The following is a 15499-nucleotide window of genomic DNA, read 5'->3' on the forward strand; positions in this document are numbered from 1 at the left end:
TTCTGTAGATCTCAAGGATGCTCATGCTCAAGTGTTGGCGACTGGTTTTACGCGGTGGTTCAAAGTGGTTGCTGGCCGGGGCCGCGGTCACTTACTCGGCATGGACACCCGCGCTGGGTCTGGGTGAAATCACCCTGCATTCGGCGCTGAATCAACCGCTGCGTGCCGATATCGCACTGGTGGATGCGACTGGCCTTGAGGAGAACGAGCTATCGGTGAGCCTGGCAACGGCAGACGAGTTCAGTCGTGCCGGAGTCGACCGGGCAGTTTTTCTCGACAACCTGAGGTTCACTCCGATCCTGCGCGGTAGCCGCCGCTTGATCCAGGTGACGTCCAGCAAGCCGGTCAGTGAACCGTTCCTCAATTTCCTTGTGCAGCTCAATCGGCCCAACGGTCGATTGTTGCGCGAGTACACGGTACTGATCGATCCGCCAGGCTCGCCGGGCGTCGTTCCGGCCAGCGATGAACCGCTTTTCAGTTCCCCTGCGTCTGCATTCCCCCGTGTACAACCGGCCGTACCTCAGTCACCCGTGGCAAGGGCAACGGCAGAAGCGGATGTCCCCGTGGCTGATCCGGCTGTCGAACAACTGGCCGCCAGTACCCTGCAAAACGATCCATTGCAAACCACTGTCGATGAGCTCAACACGAAGCTTCAACGCCAGGATGAGCTGATCGCCGGCCAGAAAAAACAGTTGGCCGAGCTGCAAACCCAGCTTGCGGAGCTCAGGAAGGTAAAGGCGCAACCAATGGTTTCCGACGCAGTGGCACCAGCCCCGGCTATAGTCGAAACCCCAGGTGTTGGCTGGCTGCCGATTGCCGGCGTGTCAGCGTTGGTGGCGTTACTGGCGGCGGGCTGGTTTGTTCGCCGGCGCCAGCAGCAACAGATGACAACGTCAGAGGCGCTGCCGTCGCCACATGAGCCGTTGGCTGAGCTCTTCACCGAGCCAGTGATGTGGGCCCCCGTCGCGCAACCGCCCGCTGTGCATCGCGACAAGGTGCCAGCCAGCGATGGGCTTGAGCGAGTCGATAGCGATAATGGCATCCCGGTCGCCACTGACGATGGGTACCAACTCAACCTGGAGGAGCTGTCCCTGGCGTCGAGTTGGGAGGTGATCAGCCCAAACGAGAACAAGCAGTCGGCTGCCCTGGCCATGATCGAGCCTGTGTTCGAGTTGGAGGCGTTATCTGTTCCGCCGACTCGGCAGCCATCGGCCGGGCTATCATAGCGGCGTCGTCAAATTCTGGAGTCAAGTCCCATCATGAGCGCCGGCAAACCGGAAATCGTCATAACTTATTGCACGCAATGCCAATGGCTGTTGCGCGCGGCCTGGCTGGCCCAGGAACTGCTCAGCACCTTTGGTGATGACCTGGGCAAAGTCTCCCTGGTGCCAGGCACCGGCGGGGTCTTTCATATCTACTGTGACGCAGTGCAGATCTGGGAGCGCAAGGCGGACGGCGGTTTCCCCGAGGCCAAAGTACTCAAGCAGCGGGTCCGCGACCAGATCGACCCGGACCGCGACCTGGGGCACAACGACCGCACTCAGTGAGACGCAACCTCGGCGGTAACGGCTTTCTTGCTTGAACCGCTTGAGAACCTGCTGGATACCACGATCGCCACAATGATCAGCACGCCACCCAGCAACATGCGCAGGGTCGGGTTTTCGTTGAACAGCAGCCACGCGACAGTGATGCCGTAGACCGGCTCCAGGGCGAACACCACGGCGGCAGTGCGTGCCTTGATCACCGCGAGGCTGGCGACGAACAGGCTGTGGGCGACACCGGTACAGAACACTCCGAGCAGACCGATCCACAGCCAGTCGATGGTGCGCACTTCGCTCAATTGAGGTGCCGCCACCGGCAGCAGGCACAGGGCAACCACCACGTTCTGACACAGCGCCGCCTGCACGGGCGGGACGCGCCCGGAGCTGGCACGGTTGGTCAGTGACAGCAGGGCGAACAGCAACCCGGAACTCACGGCCCACAGCAGGCCGGTGGTGGCGCCGCTGGCCAGATCGAAGTCAGGTGTGACCAGTACCAGCCCGACACTGACCAGCAGCACCAGCACAATTTCATTGGCGCGAATGCGCTCGCGGAAGATCAACCCTTCAAGGATCACGGTAAATGCCGGGAAGCTGGCGAAGCCGAGCGTTGCAATCGCCACGCCCGCGACTTTCACCGCAATGAAGAAACTCACCCAGTGCCCGGCCAGCAACAAGCCGCTGAGCAACAGTCGACGCCAGTCCACGACCTCGAGTTTCTGCCAGCGCGTCTGGCTGGCGAACCGTGCGAAAAACGCCAGCGCGAGCACGGCAAAAGCGGCCCGGCCGAAAACGATGATCGCCGGTGACGCAACAGCCAGTTTGCCGAACACGCCGGTCAGGCCAAACATCAATGCGCCGATATGCAAGGCGCCAAGGGCAGTACGGGGAGTCATCGCAATCCTTAACGGCAAACGAACAGAGGCGTCATTGAAGCGCGTAATCGCCCCTGAAGTCTGTCGGCAAACTAGCGTTTTTTGTCGCCAGCCTCGCGCCGCAGTTTCCCGGGCGATGCCCCGAACTCACGCAATACCGCCGCCGCGAAGGCACTCTGGGAGCTGTAGCCGACGCGGCTGGCAATCTCGCCAATGGGCAGTGCCGATTGGCGCAGCAAGCTCACCGCGATGTGCAGGCGTCGGCTGCGGATGTAGTCCATCGGCGTCTGCCCGCATTCGGCCACGAACCGTGCATGCAAGCGGGCACTGGAAAGGCCGGCCACCCGGGCCAGGTCGGCCACTTGCAGCGGGTACGCCGCGTACTGATCGATGTGTGCATTCAGCGCGGCGTAGGGCAGGCGCCGACCGCCGATAGCGTCAGGCCTGGCGTTGTTGAGACTGGCCAGTAGCAGTACCGCGCCTTGTTGTGCGATCAGCGGATCATCGACCGGACTGTTCGCCAGCCAACTGACCAATTGGCTTTGCCCGGAGTCCAGGGGCAGGCGGCCGGCATTGTCGAGCAAGCGTCGGCTGGACTCGGCGTGATCGCCCAATGACTGGGCAACCCATTGCTCGTCCGGTACGTCCAGCACAAGGCAGCGGCTGCCATTGGCGCTGCCACAAGCGTGATGCGCTCCGGAGGGCACCACCACGAAACTCTGCTGGACCACCTGGCTGCCATGGCCATCGACCTCGAAATCCAGGGCGCCCGAAAGCCCGAACACCAATTGCGCGTGGTCGTGGCTGTGGACGATCAGGTCGTGGCTGTATTGGCGAAGCGTGAGGATCGGTCTCATCGCAGGTCTCCCGGTTCAGGGCGTCAGTCTACACCGAGCGGGCCTGCCAGCGCTGTCACAGGACTGACTTGACGCTGTCATGGAGCATTAACCGGACCGGGCCAGACTTGGCAAAACTTGCCAGAGGGTTGCCCATGACCAGCGCCGAGCTCGCCAAACCCACCCGTAAGCAACGCGTACGGACTTTATGGATTTCCGACGTGCATTTGGGCACCCGGGATTGTCAGGCTGAACACCTGTCGCAGTTTCTCAAGAGCTACCACGCAGACAAGATCTACCTGGTCGGCGACATCATCGACGGCTGGAAACTGCGCGGCGGCATGTATTGGCCGCAAGCGCATACCAACGTGATCCGTCGTCTGTTGACCATGAGCAAGCGCGGCACCGAGGTGATCTACGTCACCGGCAACCACGACGAATTCCTGCGCCGCTATTCGAAGCTGATTCTGGGCAATATCCATCTGGTGGACGAAGCCGTGCACGTCACTGCCGACGGTCGGCACCTGCTGGTTATTCACGGCGACCAGTTCGATGTGATCACCCGTTACCATCGCTGGCTGGCCTTTCTGGGGGACTCGGCCTACGAATTCACCCTGACCCTCAACCGCTGGCTCAATCATTGGCGCGCGCGCTATGGCTACGGCTATTGGTCGCTGTCGGCCTACCTCAAGCACAAGGTGAAAACCGCGGTCAGCTTCATCAGCGACTTCGAAGAAGCCATCGCCCATGAATGCGTCAAGCGCGAGCTGCACGGCGTGGTGTGCGGGCACATTCACCATGCCGAGATTCGCAAGGTCGGCGAAGTGGACTACCTCAATTGCGGCGACTGGGTGGAGTCGTGCACCGCGCTGATCGAGCACTGGGATGGTTCGATCGAGTTGTATCGCCTGGCCGATGCCCAGGCCCGTGAGGCGCAGTTGAAGGCGGCCAGGGTTGCCGAGTTGGCCTGAGTCATTCGCTGTTTGTGCTGGCCTCTTCGCGAGCAGGCTCGCTCCCACAATAGATTTGTGGTGAACACAATATCTGTGGATGCCGCAAAACCTGTGGGAGCGAGCCTGCTCGCGATGGACCGCACAGCGGTCCCGACATGACTCAGGCCGACGCGTGATCTTCCATCGCCGCCTTGTAGATCGAGTTCCTTGGTTGCGCAAACAACCGCTCCATCATCGGCTCGAAAAAGCTCAATGGCAGGGTGTCGTACGCCGGGTCAAACGCCGCCGCATCGTACCTGGCACAGAACTCGACGGTCGCGTGGTACTGCGGATGGTCGCGGAATTGCTCACGCAGATGCCGATCCATGCCCAGGTGATGGAAAAAGTAGTAGCCCTGGAAAATCCCGTGCTTTTCCACCATCCACAAGTTCTCGGCGTTGACGAACGGCTTGAGGATCGCCGCCGCAATGTCCGGGTGGTTGTAGGAGCCCAGGGTGTCGCCGATGTCATGGAGCAGGGCGCAGACCACGTATTCTTCGTCGCGACCATCGCGCCAGGCGCGGGTGGCGGTTTGCAGGGAGTGGGTCAGGCGATCCACCGGGAATCCACCGAAATCACCCTCCAGCAACTTCAGGTGCGACACGATCCTTGTCGGCAATTGTCGCGCGTAGGCACTGAAGTCCGCGGCGATGATCGCCCAGTCTTCCTGCGTGCCGTCCTTCATGTGGGTGAAGCGGGCATTGGCATTCATGGGCAACTTCTCTTGTGACGGATGTTGGCTAGAACGGAACGCGCCCCAGAACCATGTCCCGGTACATGACAAAATCGCCGAGCAGGCTATAGAAGGGGTGTTGGAACGTTGCCGGGCGGTTCTTCTCGAAGAAGAAATGCCCGGCCCAGGCAAAGCTGTAGCCCGCCACAGGCAAGGCCCACAACAGCATCCATGCCCCGCGACCAATGGTCAGAGCCAGAATCAAGATAACCAGTGTCGTGCCGATAAAGTGTAAGCGGCGGCAGGTAATGTTGCTGTGCTCGCTGAGGTAGTAGGGGTAAAACTCGGCAAAGCTGTTGAAGCGTTTGATGTTTTCCACGACTGCGATCTCTGTGGTTATTGTTCTGACGGCAAGTTGTGCTGCGGGTAGCTTATTTGAGTCTAGAGTGATCAATGGCATCAGGCAGTGACAATAGGCGCCACTTTAATATCCTTCGGTCAATAGTCGCAGCACGCGGCTCACCATGTAAGAAAACGCCATGAGCGAACGAACGACTTCTGCAAGCTGGGCGATGGGGATTGTCAAAGCGCTGGAGATGGACGGCCTGGATTGCCGGGCAATGTTCAAACAGCTGGGGCTCGACTACGCGGCACTGGATGATCCGGATGCGCGCTTTGCGCAGGATTCCATGACACGGCTGTGGCAACGTGCGGTCGAGCTGTCCGGCAACCCGGCCATCGGCCTGAACATGGGCAAGGTGGTGCGCCCGGCGCAGTTTCATGTGGCGGGTTACGCCTTGATGTCCAGCCAGACCCTGGGCGAAGGCTTTCAGCGACTGGTGCGCTATCAGCGAATCATCGCCGAAAGTGCCGACCTGAGTTTCAAGCTGCTGGAAGAAGGCTACGCGCTGATTCTGACGGTACATGGCGACCATCTGCCGCCGACCCGGCAAAGCGCCGAAGCTTCAATGGCCTGTGCCCTGGCACTGTGCGGCTGGTTGACCGGGCGTACGCTGCATCCACGCAAAGTGTTGTTGCAAGGCGCCGAGCCGGTCGATCTGGAACCCTATAAGCAAGCCTTCCATGCACCGCTGGTGTTCAATGCGCCATACGATGCGCTGATATTCGAATGCGCTGACATGGAAGCGCCACTGCCAACGGCCAACGAGGCCATGGCATTGCTGCATGACCGCTTTGCCGGCGAGTACCTGGCGCGTTTTTCCGAAAGCCGCGTGACCCACAAGGCACGGCAGGTGTTGTGCCGCCTGTTGCCCCAGGGCGAGCCCAAGCGCGACACCGTGGCGCAGGCCTTGCACCTTTCCCAGCGCACCTTGCAACGGCGCTTGCAGGAGGAGGGCACGAGTTTTCAGGCGTTGCTTGACGACACACGGCGTGAGCTGGCCGAGCAGTACCTGGCGCAACCGACCATGACCTTGCTGGAAATTGCCTACTTGTTGGGGTTTGCCGATCCGAGCAACTTCTTCCGCGCTTTCCGCCGCTGGTTCGCTGCCACACCCGGCGAGTACAGGATGCGGCTGCTGCAGCCATCTGAAGCGGTCAATGACGCCAGAATGCCGGAATACACAGCACAAACACCGTAATGATCTCCAGTCGGCCCAGCAACATGCCGAACGAGAGAATCCACTTGGCGGCGTCCGGCAGGGTGGCGAAGTTGCCCGCCGGGCCAATGGTCTCGCCAAGTCCCGGGCCGACACCGGACACGGTACTGGCGGCACCGGTGAGGGCGGTCATCCAGTCCACGCCGAGTAGCGACAGCAGCAGCGCAATCACGCAGATGGTGATTGCAAAGAAGAACGAAAAGGTCAGGATCGAACGTACGATTTCTTCGTCGAGGCGGTGACCGTTGTACTTCTGTTTGATCACCGCCCGTGGGTGAATCAGCTGGTTAAGGTTGGCCTTGAGCAGGATATAGGCCACCTGGAAGCGGAAAATCTTGATGCCGCCTGCGGTCGAGCCGGAACAGCCGCCGACAAACCCCAGATAGAAGAACAGCATCAGCGAGAAATTGCCCCACAGGCTGTAGTCCCCCAGTGCGAAACCGGTCGTCGTTACGACCGACGTCACGTTCAGTGCCACATGCCGCAACGCCTCCAGCCAATGCAACTGGGTAGTCCACCAATACCAGGTGCCGAGCACCAGCCAGGTCACCAACAGCATGCCGAGCAGGCCTTGAACCTGTTCGTCCTTGATCAGCGCCCGACGGTTACCACGCAACGTGGCGACATACAGGGTGAACGGCAGGGCACCGAGAATCATGATGACGATCGCGACCCAATGCACCGCAGGCTCCGGCCACTTGGCCAAAGACTGGTCGGAGGTGGAGAAACCACCGGTGGAAATCGCCGACATCGCATGGTTGATGGCGTCGAACAGGCTCATCCCGGCCCACCAGAATGCCAGGCTGCCGACAATGGTAATGCCGACGTAGGTCGCCACGATCAGCCGCGCCACCATGTGCGAGCGGGGCATGACTTTTTCCGAGCGGTCCGACGATTCGGTCTGGAACAGCCGCATGCCACCGATGCGTAACAGCGGCAGGATCGCCACCGCCATGCCGATAAAGCCGATGCCGCCGAGCCAGTGCAGCAACGAGCGCCACATCAGGATGCCGGGGGACATGGTGTCCAGGCCGCTGAGCACGGTTGCACCAGTGGCGGTGATGCCGGACATGCTTTCGAAAAACGAGTCGGTGTAACTGATGTGCTGGGTCAGCAGGAACGGCAATGCGGCGAAGATGCACACCACCAGCCAACTGCTGACGGTCAGCAGGTACATGTCCCGCGGGCGCAGGTGAATGTGTTCCGGGCGACCGGGAATCACCAGGGCCAAACCGGCGACAAAGGTGATCATGCTGGCCCAGAGGAACGACGGCAGGTCGCCGGTGCGGTCGAAAATGACCAGCGTGGCCATGGGCACGACCATGGATATCGCCAGCGTGATCAGGAAGATGCCGATGATGAAACCAATGATCCGTAAGGTCGGCAACGCCATGAGGTCCGCTCGGCTGATAGGGGAAAGGGCGCCATTCTACCCGCGAGACAGGGCATGTAAACCGGCACTGCTGCGGCAGTTACAGCTAGAATAGCCGCACAAATTTTTCAGGAGGTGGCCGATGCAGGCTCTCGACGCTTTGCTCAACCGTGTTTCCGTTCCACGACTGATTGACCCTGCACCCACTGCCGAGCAGCGCGAGGTGTTGTTCGGCGCCGCCATGCGCGCCCCGGATCACGGTCACCTGCAGCCTTGGCGTTTCCTGACGGTGGAAGGCGCGGCGCGCGAGCAAATGGGCGAGTTACTGGCCGAAGCTGCGAAATTGCAGGACAGTGAAGTCAGCGAAGCGGCCATCGACAAGGCGCGCAATGGTCCGCTGCGGGCACCGTTGGTGGTGGTGGTGATTGCGCGGTTGCAGGATCACGTCAAGTATCCGAAGTCCGAGCAGTTGCTGGCGGCGGGCTGTGCGGCCCACGGGATTTTGCTGGCGGCCTATGCGCAGGGCATTGGCGCGGTGTGGCGTACCGGTGACCTGGCTTACTCGGCGCATGTGGCCAAGGGTCTTGGCCTGGCGGAGGGGGAAGAGGTGATTGCTTTCCTGTATCTGGGCACGCCGCTGAAAGAGCCGCGCGTGGCCGAGAAAGTCGACCTTGCCGAATTCGTCAGTGCCTGGCCTGGCAAGATCTGACACCCTCATTCTCCTGTGGGAGCGAGCCTGCTCGCGAAGCGGTCAACACATCCGGCATTGATGTATCAGACCTACCGCTTTCGCGAGCAGGCTCGCTCCTACAGGGGTCAGGGTTGTACGACAGCCCCTGGCACCAACGGCAATTCAAGGCTGGCAATGAACCCGCCCTCCGGGTGATTGGCCAGCACCAGGCTACCGCCATGTCGCTCCGCCGCGCGGCGGGCGATGGCCAGGCCCAGGCCGTGTCCGGCCGCTGTCTGCCCCGGTGCCCGATAGAACGGCTCACCGAGCTGGTTCAAATGTTCGGCACTGACCCCAGGCCCGTGGTCGCGCACGGTCACGACGATCCGCTCCCCCTGACGTAGCGCCTGCATTTCGATCGGCAGGCCTCCCTCCGGATTGAAGCGCTGGGCATTGCGCAGCAAATTGTCGACGGCCCGCTCGATCATGGTCGGCCAGCCCTTCAGGTTCAATTGCGACTCGGCTTCGAGGTGGACGAGTTGCTCGGGTGAGCCGAGTTGCGCATCCTTTTGCAGGGTATTGAGCAAGGCATTCAGATCCACCTCTTCGGCACTGGCGTTATCGGAGTCGACCCGGGCCAGCACCAGGATTTCGCTGATCAGCGCCTCCAGCCGGTCGCACTCACGGGTCAGGCGCGGCCAGAGCTGTTCCCGCTCCTGCGGGGTGGCCCGTTCGGCCAGCGCCAGCGCGATACGCAGGCGGGCGAGGGGCGAACGCAGTTCGTGGGACACATCCCGCAGCAATTGCCGCTGACTGCCAATCAGGCTCTGCAGGCGCGCGCCCATGCGGTTGAAGTCGTTGGCCAGCACGCCAAACTCGTCGCGACGGTTGGACAGTTTGACCAGGCTGTTCTGTTGATAAGCGGTTTGTCCCAGGTCGTGCACCGCTCCGCGCAGGCGGCGGAGCGGGCGGGTGATGGAAAAGGTCACCAGCAGGCTGAACAGGGTCAGTACCACCAGGGCGATCCCCAGTGCGCTGAGTGGCCAGAGCAGGCTCTCGCGGTGCCAGGCGTTCAGTTCCGGGTGTGGAATGCGGTAGATGAACAGGTAGGTGTCGCCGGTTTTTTCGCTGGTGAATTCATCGGTCAGACGCCGCCATGGCAGGCGCCGGTCTTCGTTGTTCTGGCGCGCCTCAAAGGCTGCCGCACGTTTCGGGAAGGTGCCGCGTACGACTGGATCGCCGCTTTCGTTAAGCACCTGAACGTCGATGTGATACTGGCGTTTACGTTGCTGGAGAATGTCCTGGGCGGCGTCTTCGCCCTGGCTTTCGTAGGTTTGCGTCCACTCTTCGGCCAGCGTGTTGAGGCCCGGGTGACGGCTGAGAATCCATGCGTCCTGGTTGAGCATGTGTCCGAGCAGAATGGAAAGCCCTGCAACCAGAGCGATGGCCAGCCAGAAGCTGGCCAGGATACGCCAGAACAATGAACGCACGGAAAATCCTCAAGCGAACGTAACCCTCTATGTAGGAGCGAGCTTGCTCGCGAAAAACGAATGGACGACACGTGCCGCCTGATGCCGCGCGTTATCGTTGACGTCAATCGCGAGCAAGCTCGCTCCTACAGGATTGGTGTGGTGTCAGACACCGACGGTGTTCAGCCGTCGGGTCCTGGGTCAGCACATTATTGCGCTTTTTGCGGTTGTTGCGCTTTCCAGGCTTTGAACTCAGCCCATTCGGCGCGACGTTCAGCCTGTTTTTTCTGGATCTCGTCGAATTTCTTCTGTTGATCCGGTTTCAGTACGGCGCGCACGTCAGCTTCGGCTTTCTGGTGCTTGGCCATCATTTCATCTTTCAAGGCTTTCTGGTCGGCTGGCGAGAGTTTCTCCAGGTACTTCTCGACCAGTTGCTTACGTTCGTGCATCTGCTCGCCCATGATCTTGCGGATCTGCTCGCGCTGTTCGCGGCTCAGGTCCAGTTGACTGTACGGGCCCTTGCCGTGCATGCCGTGCATCTGACCGCCGTGACGCGATCCGTCCATCGGTCCGTCCATCGGGCCTGTGCCTTCAGGCATGGCCATGGCAACGGTCGGCAGGGCAGCAGCGAACATCAGAGCGATAAGAGTCTTGCGCATGGTGTATCTCCTTGTCTCGTTCCCGGTACGTTCCGGATGAGTACAGATTACGCAGGTCAAGGTCAGCGGCGGTCAGCGGAGCGTAAAGCTTGGGTAAAGACGGTTTTCAGCGATCCTGACAAAACGTCCGGGCGAATGGCTGATTGACTGTAGGAGCGAGCTCGCTCGCGATGGAGTTGAACGATTACGCGTGCTGTCTGGAAAAACGCGCTGACTGTGAGTCCATCGCGAGCGATCGAGCGTCGACCGGCTGCTCCTACAAGCTGTAGTAATAACCGCGGCTGCGCAGGGCGACGATGCGCGGGCGGCCATCGGGGTGTGGGCCGATCTTCTTGCGCAGGTTACTGACGTGCATGTCCAGGCTGCGGTCGTACAGGGTCAGCTTGCGGCCGAGGGCGATCTGCGCCAGTTCCTGTTTGTCCAGGGGCTCGCCGGGTTGCTTGAGCAGGGCTTCGAGCAGGCGGCTTTCGGAAATGGTGAGGGTGAACTCCTGCTCGTCGATGCTGACCACCCCGCGCACCGGGCTGAAACACAGGTCCCCCAGTTCCATCTGGCTGGACACCGCAGCCGGGTGGCTGCGACGCAAGACCGCGCGCAGGCGGGCGGTCAGTTCCCGTGGATCGCAGGGCTTGGCCAGGTAATCGTCGGCGCCCAGTTCCAGGCCGAGGATCCGGTCCAGGGGCTCGCCCCGTGCCGAAAGCATCAGCACCGGCAAATCCGGGTGATCGCTGCGCAACTGCTTGAGCAGTTCCAGCCCGCTGCCATCGGGCAGCATCACATCCAGCACCACGGCTGCGGGCGCGGTTTCGGCCAGCGCGCGGCGTGCGCTCTGACCGTCGTGACAGGCGCGCACCTGAAACCCTTCCTGGCTCAGCCAACTGCTCAGGAGCTCACACAGCTCCTGGTCATCATCAATCAGTAACAGCTCGCTCATGACTCACTCAATTTAGCCATTGTCGACGTTTTCGACTTGCTCCACTGGCGAAGATACCGCAGAGCAGAGCCAATAGCGCTACCCCGGCGCCAACGACAAACCATTGTTGCTGGTCAGTCAGCAGGCGCGGCAGCGGACTGCTGGCCTGGGCTTCCTTGAGTTGCAGCTTCAAACGCTGGTTCTCCTGGCGCAACCGGGCCAGTAGCGGGCTTTCGCGTTCGCCATCGGCAGTTTGCAGTTGTTTGTTCAGTTCTTCCCGTTGCCGTTCGCTTTCTTTCAAGCGTTGCTGCAACTCGGTGATCTGGCTGCCGGCGCTCAAGGAAAGCGGGGTCGAGTTTCCACCCTCGGCGTTTTCTTCACCGTGGGCGGGCGCCACGACCGACAACGTGACCAACATCAGACACAACGGACCCTTGCGCATCGCGACTCCTGATTCCAATACGAGTATTGGGCAGGTTGTCGGCCGGCAAACGAGAATAATGAGCGATTGAGAACGCGATGAACCGACAAGGTTCATCGCGTGGGGGCATTACGGGGAAAAATTTACGGCAGGACTTGCTTGAACGGCTTCACCAGAACGTTGGCGTAGACGCCCGCGGCGATGTACGGATCAGCGTCTGCCCAGGCCTGGGCGGCGCTCAGGGAGTCGAACTCGGCAACGATCAGGCTGCCGGTGAAACCCGCCGCGCCCGGATCATTGCTGTCGACCGCCGGGTGCGGGCCGGCCAATACGATGCGACCTTCGCCCTTGAGCGCTTGCAGGCGCTCCAGGTGCGCAGGCCGTGCGGCCAGGCGGGCTTCCAGGGAGTTGGCGACGTCTGTGGCAATGATTGCGTAAAGCATGTCAGTCCTCGGTTTTTGGCGTAGTGGTGTCGGCATCGTGCAGATGGCGGGACAGGTAGATGCCCTGGCCGACCAGGAACAGCAAAGTCATGCCCAGGCTGCCGAAGACCTTGAAGTCGACCCAGTAGCTCTGGAAGGTGAACGCGACAAACAGGTTGGCGGCGCCGCAAAACAGGAAGAAGACGATCCAGGCGATGTTCAGGCGCGTCCAGACCGGCTCCGGCAAGGTCAGCGCGTGGCCCATGATGCGCTTGATCAGCAGGCTGTCACCGACGAAGTGGCTGCCGATGAACGCCAGGGCGAACAGCCAGTTGACCACCGGAGCTTTCCACTTCAGGAACGTCTCGCTATGGAACGCCAGGGTCAGGCTGCCGAAGACCAGGCAGGCGATCAGGGTCAGCCACTGGCTCTTCTCCAGCTTGCGCTGTTTGATGAACAGAGCGCCGTAGACCACCAGGGAGCTGACGATCAACATCGCGGTGGCGCTGTAAATTCCGCCTACAGTGAACTCATGGCCGGCGAAGTCGACGACCCGTGGATCGGTTTTGAAGACGATGAAAAACAGCAGGAGCGGGATGAAATCGATGAATTGTTTCACAGTGGCAGCCAGAAGCAGGATGTGGCGGCATAATAACAAACATATGGGCGCGCGATAGCGCCAGCTGATTTGAGGTTACAAAGCCCTGTGAATGTTGATTTGCACTGCCATAGCACGGCCTCCGATGGCGCCCTGGCGCCTGCGGTTCTGGTGGCGCGGGCGTTCGAGAAGGGCGTGCAAGTCCTGGCCTTGACCGATCACGACACCCTTGAAGGCCTCGACGAGGCCCGGCACGCGGCTACCGCGCTGGGGATGCAACTGGTCAATGGCGTCGAATTGTCCTGCACCTGGGGCGGCGCAACCATTCATGTCCTGGGCTACGGTTTTGACGTGAACGCCGCGCCGTTGGTCGAGGCGATCGCCAAATTGCATGATGGCCGTTGGCTGCGCTCCGAGGAAATCAGCCGCAAACTGGCATTGAAGGGCATGCCGGGGGCGCTGGAAGGCGCCCGCGAGATCCAGCAGGAGCTGGGCGACAGCGGTAATGCGCCGGCCCGCCCACATTTTGCCGACTGGATGGTGCGTGAAGGTTTCGTCAAAGACCGCGCCGAGGCGTTCCGCAAATGGTTGGGTGCCGGCAAGCTGGGCGACGTCAAGCAGCACTGGCCGACCCTGGAAGAAACCGTCGAAACCCTGCGCGCGGCCCAGGCCTGGGTCAGCCTGGCACACCCCTGGCACTACGAATTCACCCGAAGCAAACGTCGTCGCCTGATTGCCGACTATATTCAAGCAGGGGGCCACGCCATCGAAGTGGTCAATGGTTATCAGCCTGCCGAGCAAGTGGGCAGCCTGGCCATTCTGGCCCGCGAATTCGGTCTGCTGGTCAGTGCCGGCAGTGATTTTCATGGCCCGGGAGGCTGGTCGGAAATCGGTGAATACCGGCCACTCCCTGAGGATCTGCCACCACTATGGTGTCGATTCAAACATGACCCAGTTATTGCCGCCGTCTGAACAGGTAGAGAATGTGAGTCAATTTTTCCAGATTCATCCGGAAAACCCGCAAGCGCGCCTGATCAAACAGGCGGTCGAGATCATCCGCAAGGGCGGGGTGGTGATTTATCCCACGGACTCTTCCTACGCCATTGGTTGCCAGATCGGCGACAAAGTGGCTGTGGAGCGTGTGCGACGTTTGCGCGGGCTGGACGAAAAGCACAACTTCGCGCTGATTTGCAGCGATCTGTCGCAACTGGGCCTGTTCGCCAAGATCGACACTGGACTGTTTCGTTTGCTCAAGGCCCATCTGCCGGGGCCCTATACGTTTATTCTCAATGCCACCCGTGAAGTGCCGCGGCTGTTGCTGCACCCGAAAAAACGCACCATCGGCCTGCGGGTACCCAGCCATCCGATCGCCCTTGCGCTGCTCGAAGAACTGGGCGAGCCGCTGATGAGCGTGACCCTGATCATCCCGCCCGACACCGACCCGATGACCGACCCTTACGAAATGCGCCAACTGCTCGAACACCAGGTCGATCTGATCATCGACGGTGGTTTCGGCGGGATCAAGGCGTCCACCGTGATCAACCTCGCCGACGGCGAGCCGGAAGTCATTCGCGTTGGTTGCGGCGACCCTGCGCCGTTCATGATCGAGGCCTAGATGTCCGCAGTAGAACCCGTCGACAGTCAGGCCGGAGCCCAGCAGGAGCTGCCCTTCGCCATGGTCTATGGCCAGGCGGTCATGGAAATGCCGCTGGACCTGTACATCCCGCCGGATGCCCTCGAGGTCTTCCTCGAGGCGTTCGAAGGCCCGCTTGACCTGCTGCTGTACCTGATCCGCAAACAGAACATCAACATCCTCGATATCCCGGTGGCGGAAATCACTCGCCAGTACATGGGCTACGTCGAGTTGATGCAGTCGGTGCGTCTGGAATTGGCCGCCGAGTACCTGGTGATGGCCGCGATGCTCGCGGAGATCAAGTCGCGGATGCTGTTGCCTCGGGCCGAAACCGTCGAAGACGAAGAGGAAGACCCGCGCGCCGAACTGATCCGTCGCTTGCAGGAATACGAGCGTTTCAAGGCTGCCGCCGAAGGCATCGATGGCCTGAGTCGCGTCGGTCGCGATGTGGTGGTGCCCAAGCTTGACGCCCCGGAAGCCCGTGCACGCAAGCTGCTGCCGGACGTGCGCCTGTCCGAGTTGCTGCTGTCCATGGCCGAGGTGTTGCGTCGAGGCGACATGTTCGAAAGCCATCAGGTCAGCCGCGAGGCGTTGTCGACCCGCGAACGCATGAGCGATGTGCTGGAACGCCTCAAGGGCGGTGGTTTCGTGCCGTTTGTCGAGCTGTTTACCGCTGAAGAAGGGCGCCTGGGCGTGGTGGTGACCTTTATGGCGATCCTTGAATTGGTCAAGGAATCCCTGGTCGAGCTGGTGCAGAATGAGCCATTTGCCGCGATCCACGTGCGAGCCCGAGCCGAATAACGAGTTGA

General features: G+C 61.0%; 19 protein-coding genes. 8 read left to right on the forward strand and 11 right to left on the reverse strand.

Annotated features, from left to right (window positions below; all coding sequences use genetic code 11):
* Window positions 1–23: 23 nt before the first annotated feature.
* Together ACEN8E_RS07030 and ACEN8E_RS07035 are read left to right on the forward strand one after the other, a co-directional pair.
* A complete protein-coding gene (locus ACEN8E_RS07030) occupies window positions 24–1226 on the forward strand; it encodes a type IV pilus assembly protein FimV (RefSeq protein ID WP_495591984.1) in 1203 nt (400 codons plus the stop codon).
* A gap of 33 nt (window positions 1227–1259) precedes the next feature.
* On the forward strand, window positions 1260–1547 hold the full coding sequence (locus ACEN8E_RS07035) for an Rdx family protein (protein ID WP_495591985.1): 288 nt from the start codon (window positions 1260–1262) through the stop codon (window positions 1545–1547).
* On the opposite strand, the gene ACEN8E_RS07040 is transcribed toward ACEN8E_RS07035, so the two are convergent.
* Window positions 1541–2434, reverse strand: coding sequence for a DMT family transporter (locus ACEN8E_RS07040; RefSeq protein ID WP_495591986.1), 894 nt, complete (start codon window positions 2432–2434; stop codon window positions 1541–1543). The genes ACEN8E_RS07035 and ACEN8E_RS07040 overlap by 7 nt on opposite strands.
* A gap of 71 nt (window positions 2435–2505) precedes the next feature.
* Window positions 2506–3270: a helix-turn-helix transcriptional regulator gene (locus ACEN8E_RS07045; protein WP_495591987.1), complete on the reverse strand. Its 765-nt coding sequence runs from the start codon at window positions 3268–3270 to the stop codon at window positions 2506–2508.
* Window positions 3271–3404: 134 nt separating this feature from the next.
* Here ACEN8E_RS07045 and ACEN8E_RS07050 point away from each other — a divergent pair, with 134 nt between their 5' ends.
* A complete protein-coding gene (locus ACEN8E_RS07050; protein WP_495591988.1) occupies window positions 3405–4220 on the forward strand; it encodes a UDP-2,3-diacylglucosamine diphosphatase in 816 nt (271 codons plus the stop codon).
* 142 nt (window positions 4221–4362) lie between these two features.
* Here ACEN8E_RS07050 and ACEN8E_RS07055 read toward each other — a convergent pair whose 3' ends face one another.
* Both ACEN8E_RS07055 and ACEN8E_RS07060 read right to left on the reverse strand, forming a co-directional pair.
* Window positions 4363–4953 (reverse strand): HD domain-containing protein, encoded by a 591-nt coding sequence (locus ACEN8E_RS07055; protein WP_495591989.1) that lies wholly within the window; start codon window positions 4951–4953, stop codon window positions 4363–4365.
* 28 nt (window positions 4954–4981) lie between these two features.
* The gene (locus ACEN8E_RS07060) at window positions 4982–5293 is read right to left on the reverse strand and encodes an Mpo1-like protein (protein WP_495591990.1); all 312 of its coding nucleotides are present in this window, start codon (window positions 5291–5293) and stop codon (window positions 4982–4984) included.
* Between the two features lie 160 nt (window positions 5294–5453).
* Between ACEN8E_RS07060 and ACEN8E_RS07065 the strand changes: the two genes are divergently transcribed.
* On the forward strand, window positions 5454–6515 hold the full coding sequence (locus tag ACEN8E_RS07065) for an AraC family transcriptional regulator (RefSeq protein ID WP_495591991.1): 1062 nt from the start codon (window positions 5454–5456) through the stop codon (window positions 6513–6515).
* Here the strand turns inward: ACEN8E_RS07065 and ACEN8E_RS07070 are convergent.
* A complete protein-coding gene (locus ACEN8E_RS07070; RefSeq protein ID WP_429370481.1) occupies window positions 6472–7926 on the reverse strand; it encodes a TrkH family potassium uptake protein in 1455 nt (484 codons plus the stop codon). The two genes, ACEN8E_RS07065 and ACEN8E_RS07070, sit on opposite strands and share 44 nt — an antisense overlap.
* Before the next feature lie 121 nt (window positions 7927–8047).
* Between ACEN8E_RS07070 and ACEN8E_RS07075 the strand changes: the two genes are divergently transcribed.
* Window positions 8048–8614: an NAD(P)H nitroreductase gene (locus tag ACEN8E_RS07075; RefSeq protein ID WP_495591992.1), complete on the forward strand. Its 567-nt coding sequence runs from the start codon at window positions 8048–8050 to the stop codon at window positions 8612–8614.
* A gap of 107 nt (window positions 8615–8721) precedes the next feature.
* On the opposite strand, the gene ACEN8E_RS07080 is transcribed toward ACEN8E_RS07075, so the two are convergent.
* The 6 genes from ACEN8E_RS07080 to ACEN8E_RS07105 form a co-directional block, all read right to left on the reverse strand.
* Window positions 8722–10065 carry a sensor histidine kinase gene (locus ACEN8E_RS07080; protein ID WP_495591993.1) on the reverse strand — a complete coding sequence of 448 codons (1344 nt, stop codon included), beginning with the start codon at window positions 10063–10065 and terminating at the stop codon, window positions 8722–8724.
* Between the two features lie 188 nt (window positions 10066–10253).
* Window positions 10254–10703, reverse strand: a complete 450-nt coding sequence (locus ACEN8E_RS07085) for a Spy/CpxP family protein refolding chaperone (RefSeq protein ID WP_495591994.1) — start codon at window positions 10701–10703, stop codon at window positions 10254–10256.
* A gap of 256 nt (window positions 10704–10959) precedes the next feature.
* Entirely contained in the window at window positions 10960–11637 is a 678-nt protein-coding gene (locus tag ACEN8E_RS07090; protein ID WP_495591995.1) for a response regulator transcription factor, read from the reverse strand.
* A gap of 7 nt (window positions 11638–11644) precedes the next feature.
* Window positions 11645–12058 carry an SH3 domain-containing protein gene (locus ACEN8E_RS07095; RefSeq protein ID WP_495591996.1) on the reverse strand — a complete coding sequence of 138 codons (414 nt, stop codon included), beginning with the start codon at window positions 12056–12058 and terminating at the stop codon, window positions 11645–11647.
* A gap of 122 nt (window positions 12059–12180) precedes the next feature.
* Window positions 12181–12480: a YciI family protein gene (locus ACEN8E_RS07100; protein ID WP_008021382.1), complete on the reverse strand. Its 300-nt coding sequence runs from the start codon at window positions 12478–12480 to the stop codon at window positions 12181–12183.
* Between the two features lies 1 nt (window position 12481).
* Window positions 12482–13078 carry a septation protein A gene (locus ACEN8E_RS07105; protein ID WP_495591997.1) on the reverse strand — a complete coding sequence of 199 codons (597 nt, stop codon included), beginning with the start codon at window positions 13076–13078 and terminating at the stop codon, window positions 12482–12484.
* An 87-nt stretch (window positions 13079–13165) separates the two neighbouring features.
* Here ACEN8E_RS07105 and ACEN8E_RS07110 point away from each other — a divergent pair, with 87 nt between their 5' ends.
* From ACEN8E_RS07110 to ACEN8E_RS07120, 3 genes are read left to right on the forward strand one after another with little or no spacing between them, the layout of a single operon-like run.
* Window positions 13166–14029, forward strand: coding sequence for a PHP domain-containing protein (locus ACEN8E_RS07110; RefSeq protein ID WP_495591998.1), 864 nt, complete (start codon window positions 13166–13168; stop codon window positions 14027–14029).
* Between the two features lie 13 nt (window positions 14030–14042).
* Complete coding sequence (locus ACEN8E_RS07115) at window positions 14043–14672, forward strand: L-threonylcarbamoyladenylate synthase (protein ID WP_495591999.1); 630 nt, start codon at window positions 14043–14045, stop codon at window positions 14670–14672.
* Window positions 14673–15491, forward strand: coding sequence for a segregation and condensation protein A (locus ACEN8E_RS07120; RefSeq protein WP_007984128.1), 819 nt, complete (start codon window positions 14673–14675; stop codon window positions 15489–15491).
* Window positions 15492–15499 lie beyond the last annotated feature (8 nt).

The sequence above is a fragment of the Pseudomonas sp. Pseusp9 genome, from assembly GCF_059491265.1.

What these genes read in the sequence shown, in the direction of transcription:
- ACEN8E_RS07030 (WP_495591984.1), top strand. Translation starts at nt 24, where the DNA reads ATGCTCAAGTGTTGGCGACTGGTTTTACGCGGTGGTTCAAAGTGGTTG.
- ACEN8E_RS07035 (WP_495591985.1), top strand. Translation starts at nt 1,260, where the DNA reads ATGAGCGCCGGCAAACCGGAAATCGTCATAACTTATTGCACGCAATGC.
- ACEN8E_RS07040 (WP_495591986.1), bottom strand. Translation starts at nt 2,434, where the DNA reads ATGACTCCCCGTACTGCCCTTGGCGCCTTGCATATCGGCGCATTGATG.
- ACEN8E_RS07045 (WP_495591987.1), bottom strand. Translation starts at nt 3,270, where the DNA reads ATGAGACCGATCCTCACGCTTCGCCAATACAGCCACGACCTGATCGTC.
- ACEN8E_RS07050 (WP_495591988.1), top strand. Translation starts at nt 3,405, where the DNA reads ATGACCAGCGCCGAGCTCGCCAAACCCACCCGTAAGCAACGCGTACGG.
- ACEN8E_RS07055 (WP_495591989.1), bottom strand. Translation starts at nt 4,953, where the DNA reads ATGAATGCCAATGCCCGCTTCACCCACATGAAGGACGGCACGCAGGAA.
- ACEN8E_RS07065 (WP_495591991.1), top strand. Translation starts at nt 5,454, where the DNA reads ATGAGCGAACGAACGACTTCTGCAAGCTGGGCGATGGGGATTGTCAAA.
- ACEN8E_RS07070 (WP_429370481.1), bottom strand. Translation starts at nt 7,926, where the DNA reads ATGGCGTTGCCGACCTTACGGATCATTGGTTTCATCATCGGCATCTTC.
- ACEN8E_RS07075 (WP_495591992.1), top strand. Translation starts at nt 8,048, where the DNA reads ATGCAGGCTCTCGACGCTTTGCTCAACCGTGTTTCCGTTCCACGACTG.
- ACEN8E_RS07085 (WP_495591994.1), bottom strand. Translation starts at nt 10,703, where the DNA reads ATGCGCAAGACTCTTATCGCTCTGATGTTCGCTGCTGCCCTGCCGACC.
- ACEN8E_RS07090 (WP_495591995.1), bottom strand. Translation starts at nt 11,637, where the DNA reads ATGAGCGAGCTGTTACTGATTGATGATGACCAGGAGCTGTGTGAGCTC.
- ACEN8E_RS07095 (WP_495591996.1), bottom strand. Translation starts at nt 12,058, where the DNA reads ATGCGCAAGGGTCCGTTGTGTCTGATGTTGGTCACGTTGTCGGTCGTG.
- ACEN8E_RS07100 (WP_008021382.1), bottom strand. Translation starts at nt 12,480, where the DNA reads ATGCTTTACGCAATCATTGCCACAGACGTCGCCAACTCCCTGGAAGCC.
- ACEN8E_RS07120 (WP_007984128.1), top strand. Translation starts at nt 14,673, where the DNA reads ATGTCCGCAGTAGAACCCGTCGACAGTCAGGCCGGAGCCCAGCAGGAG.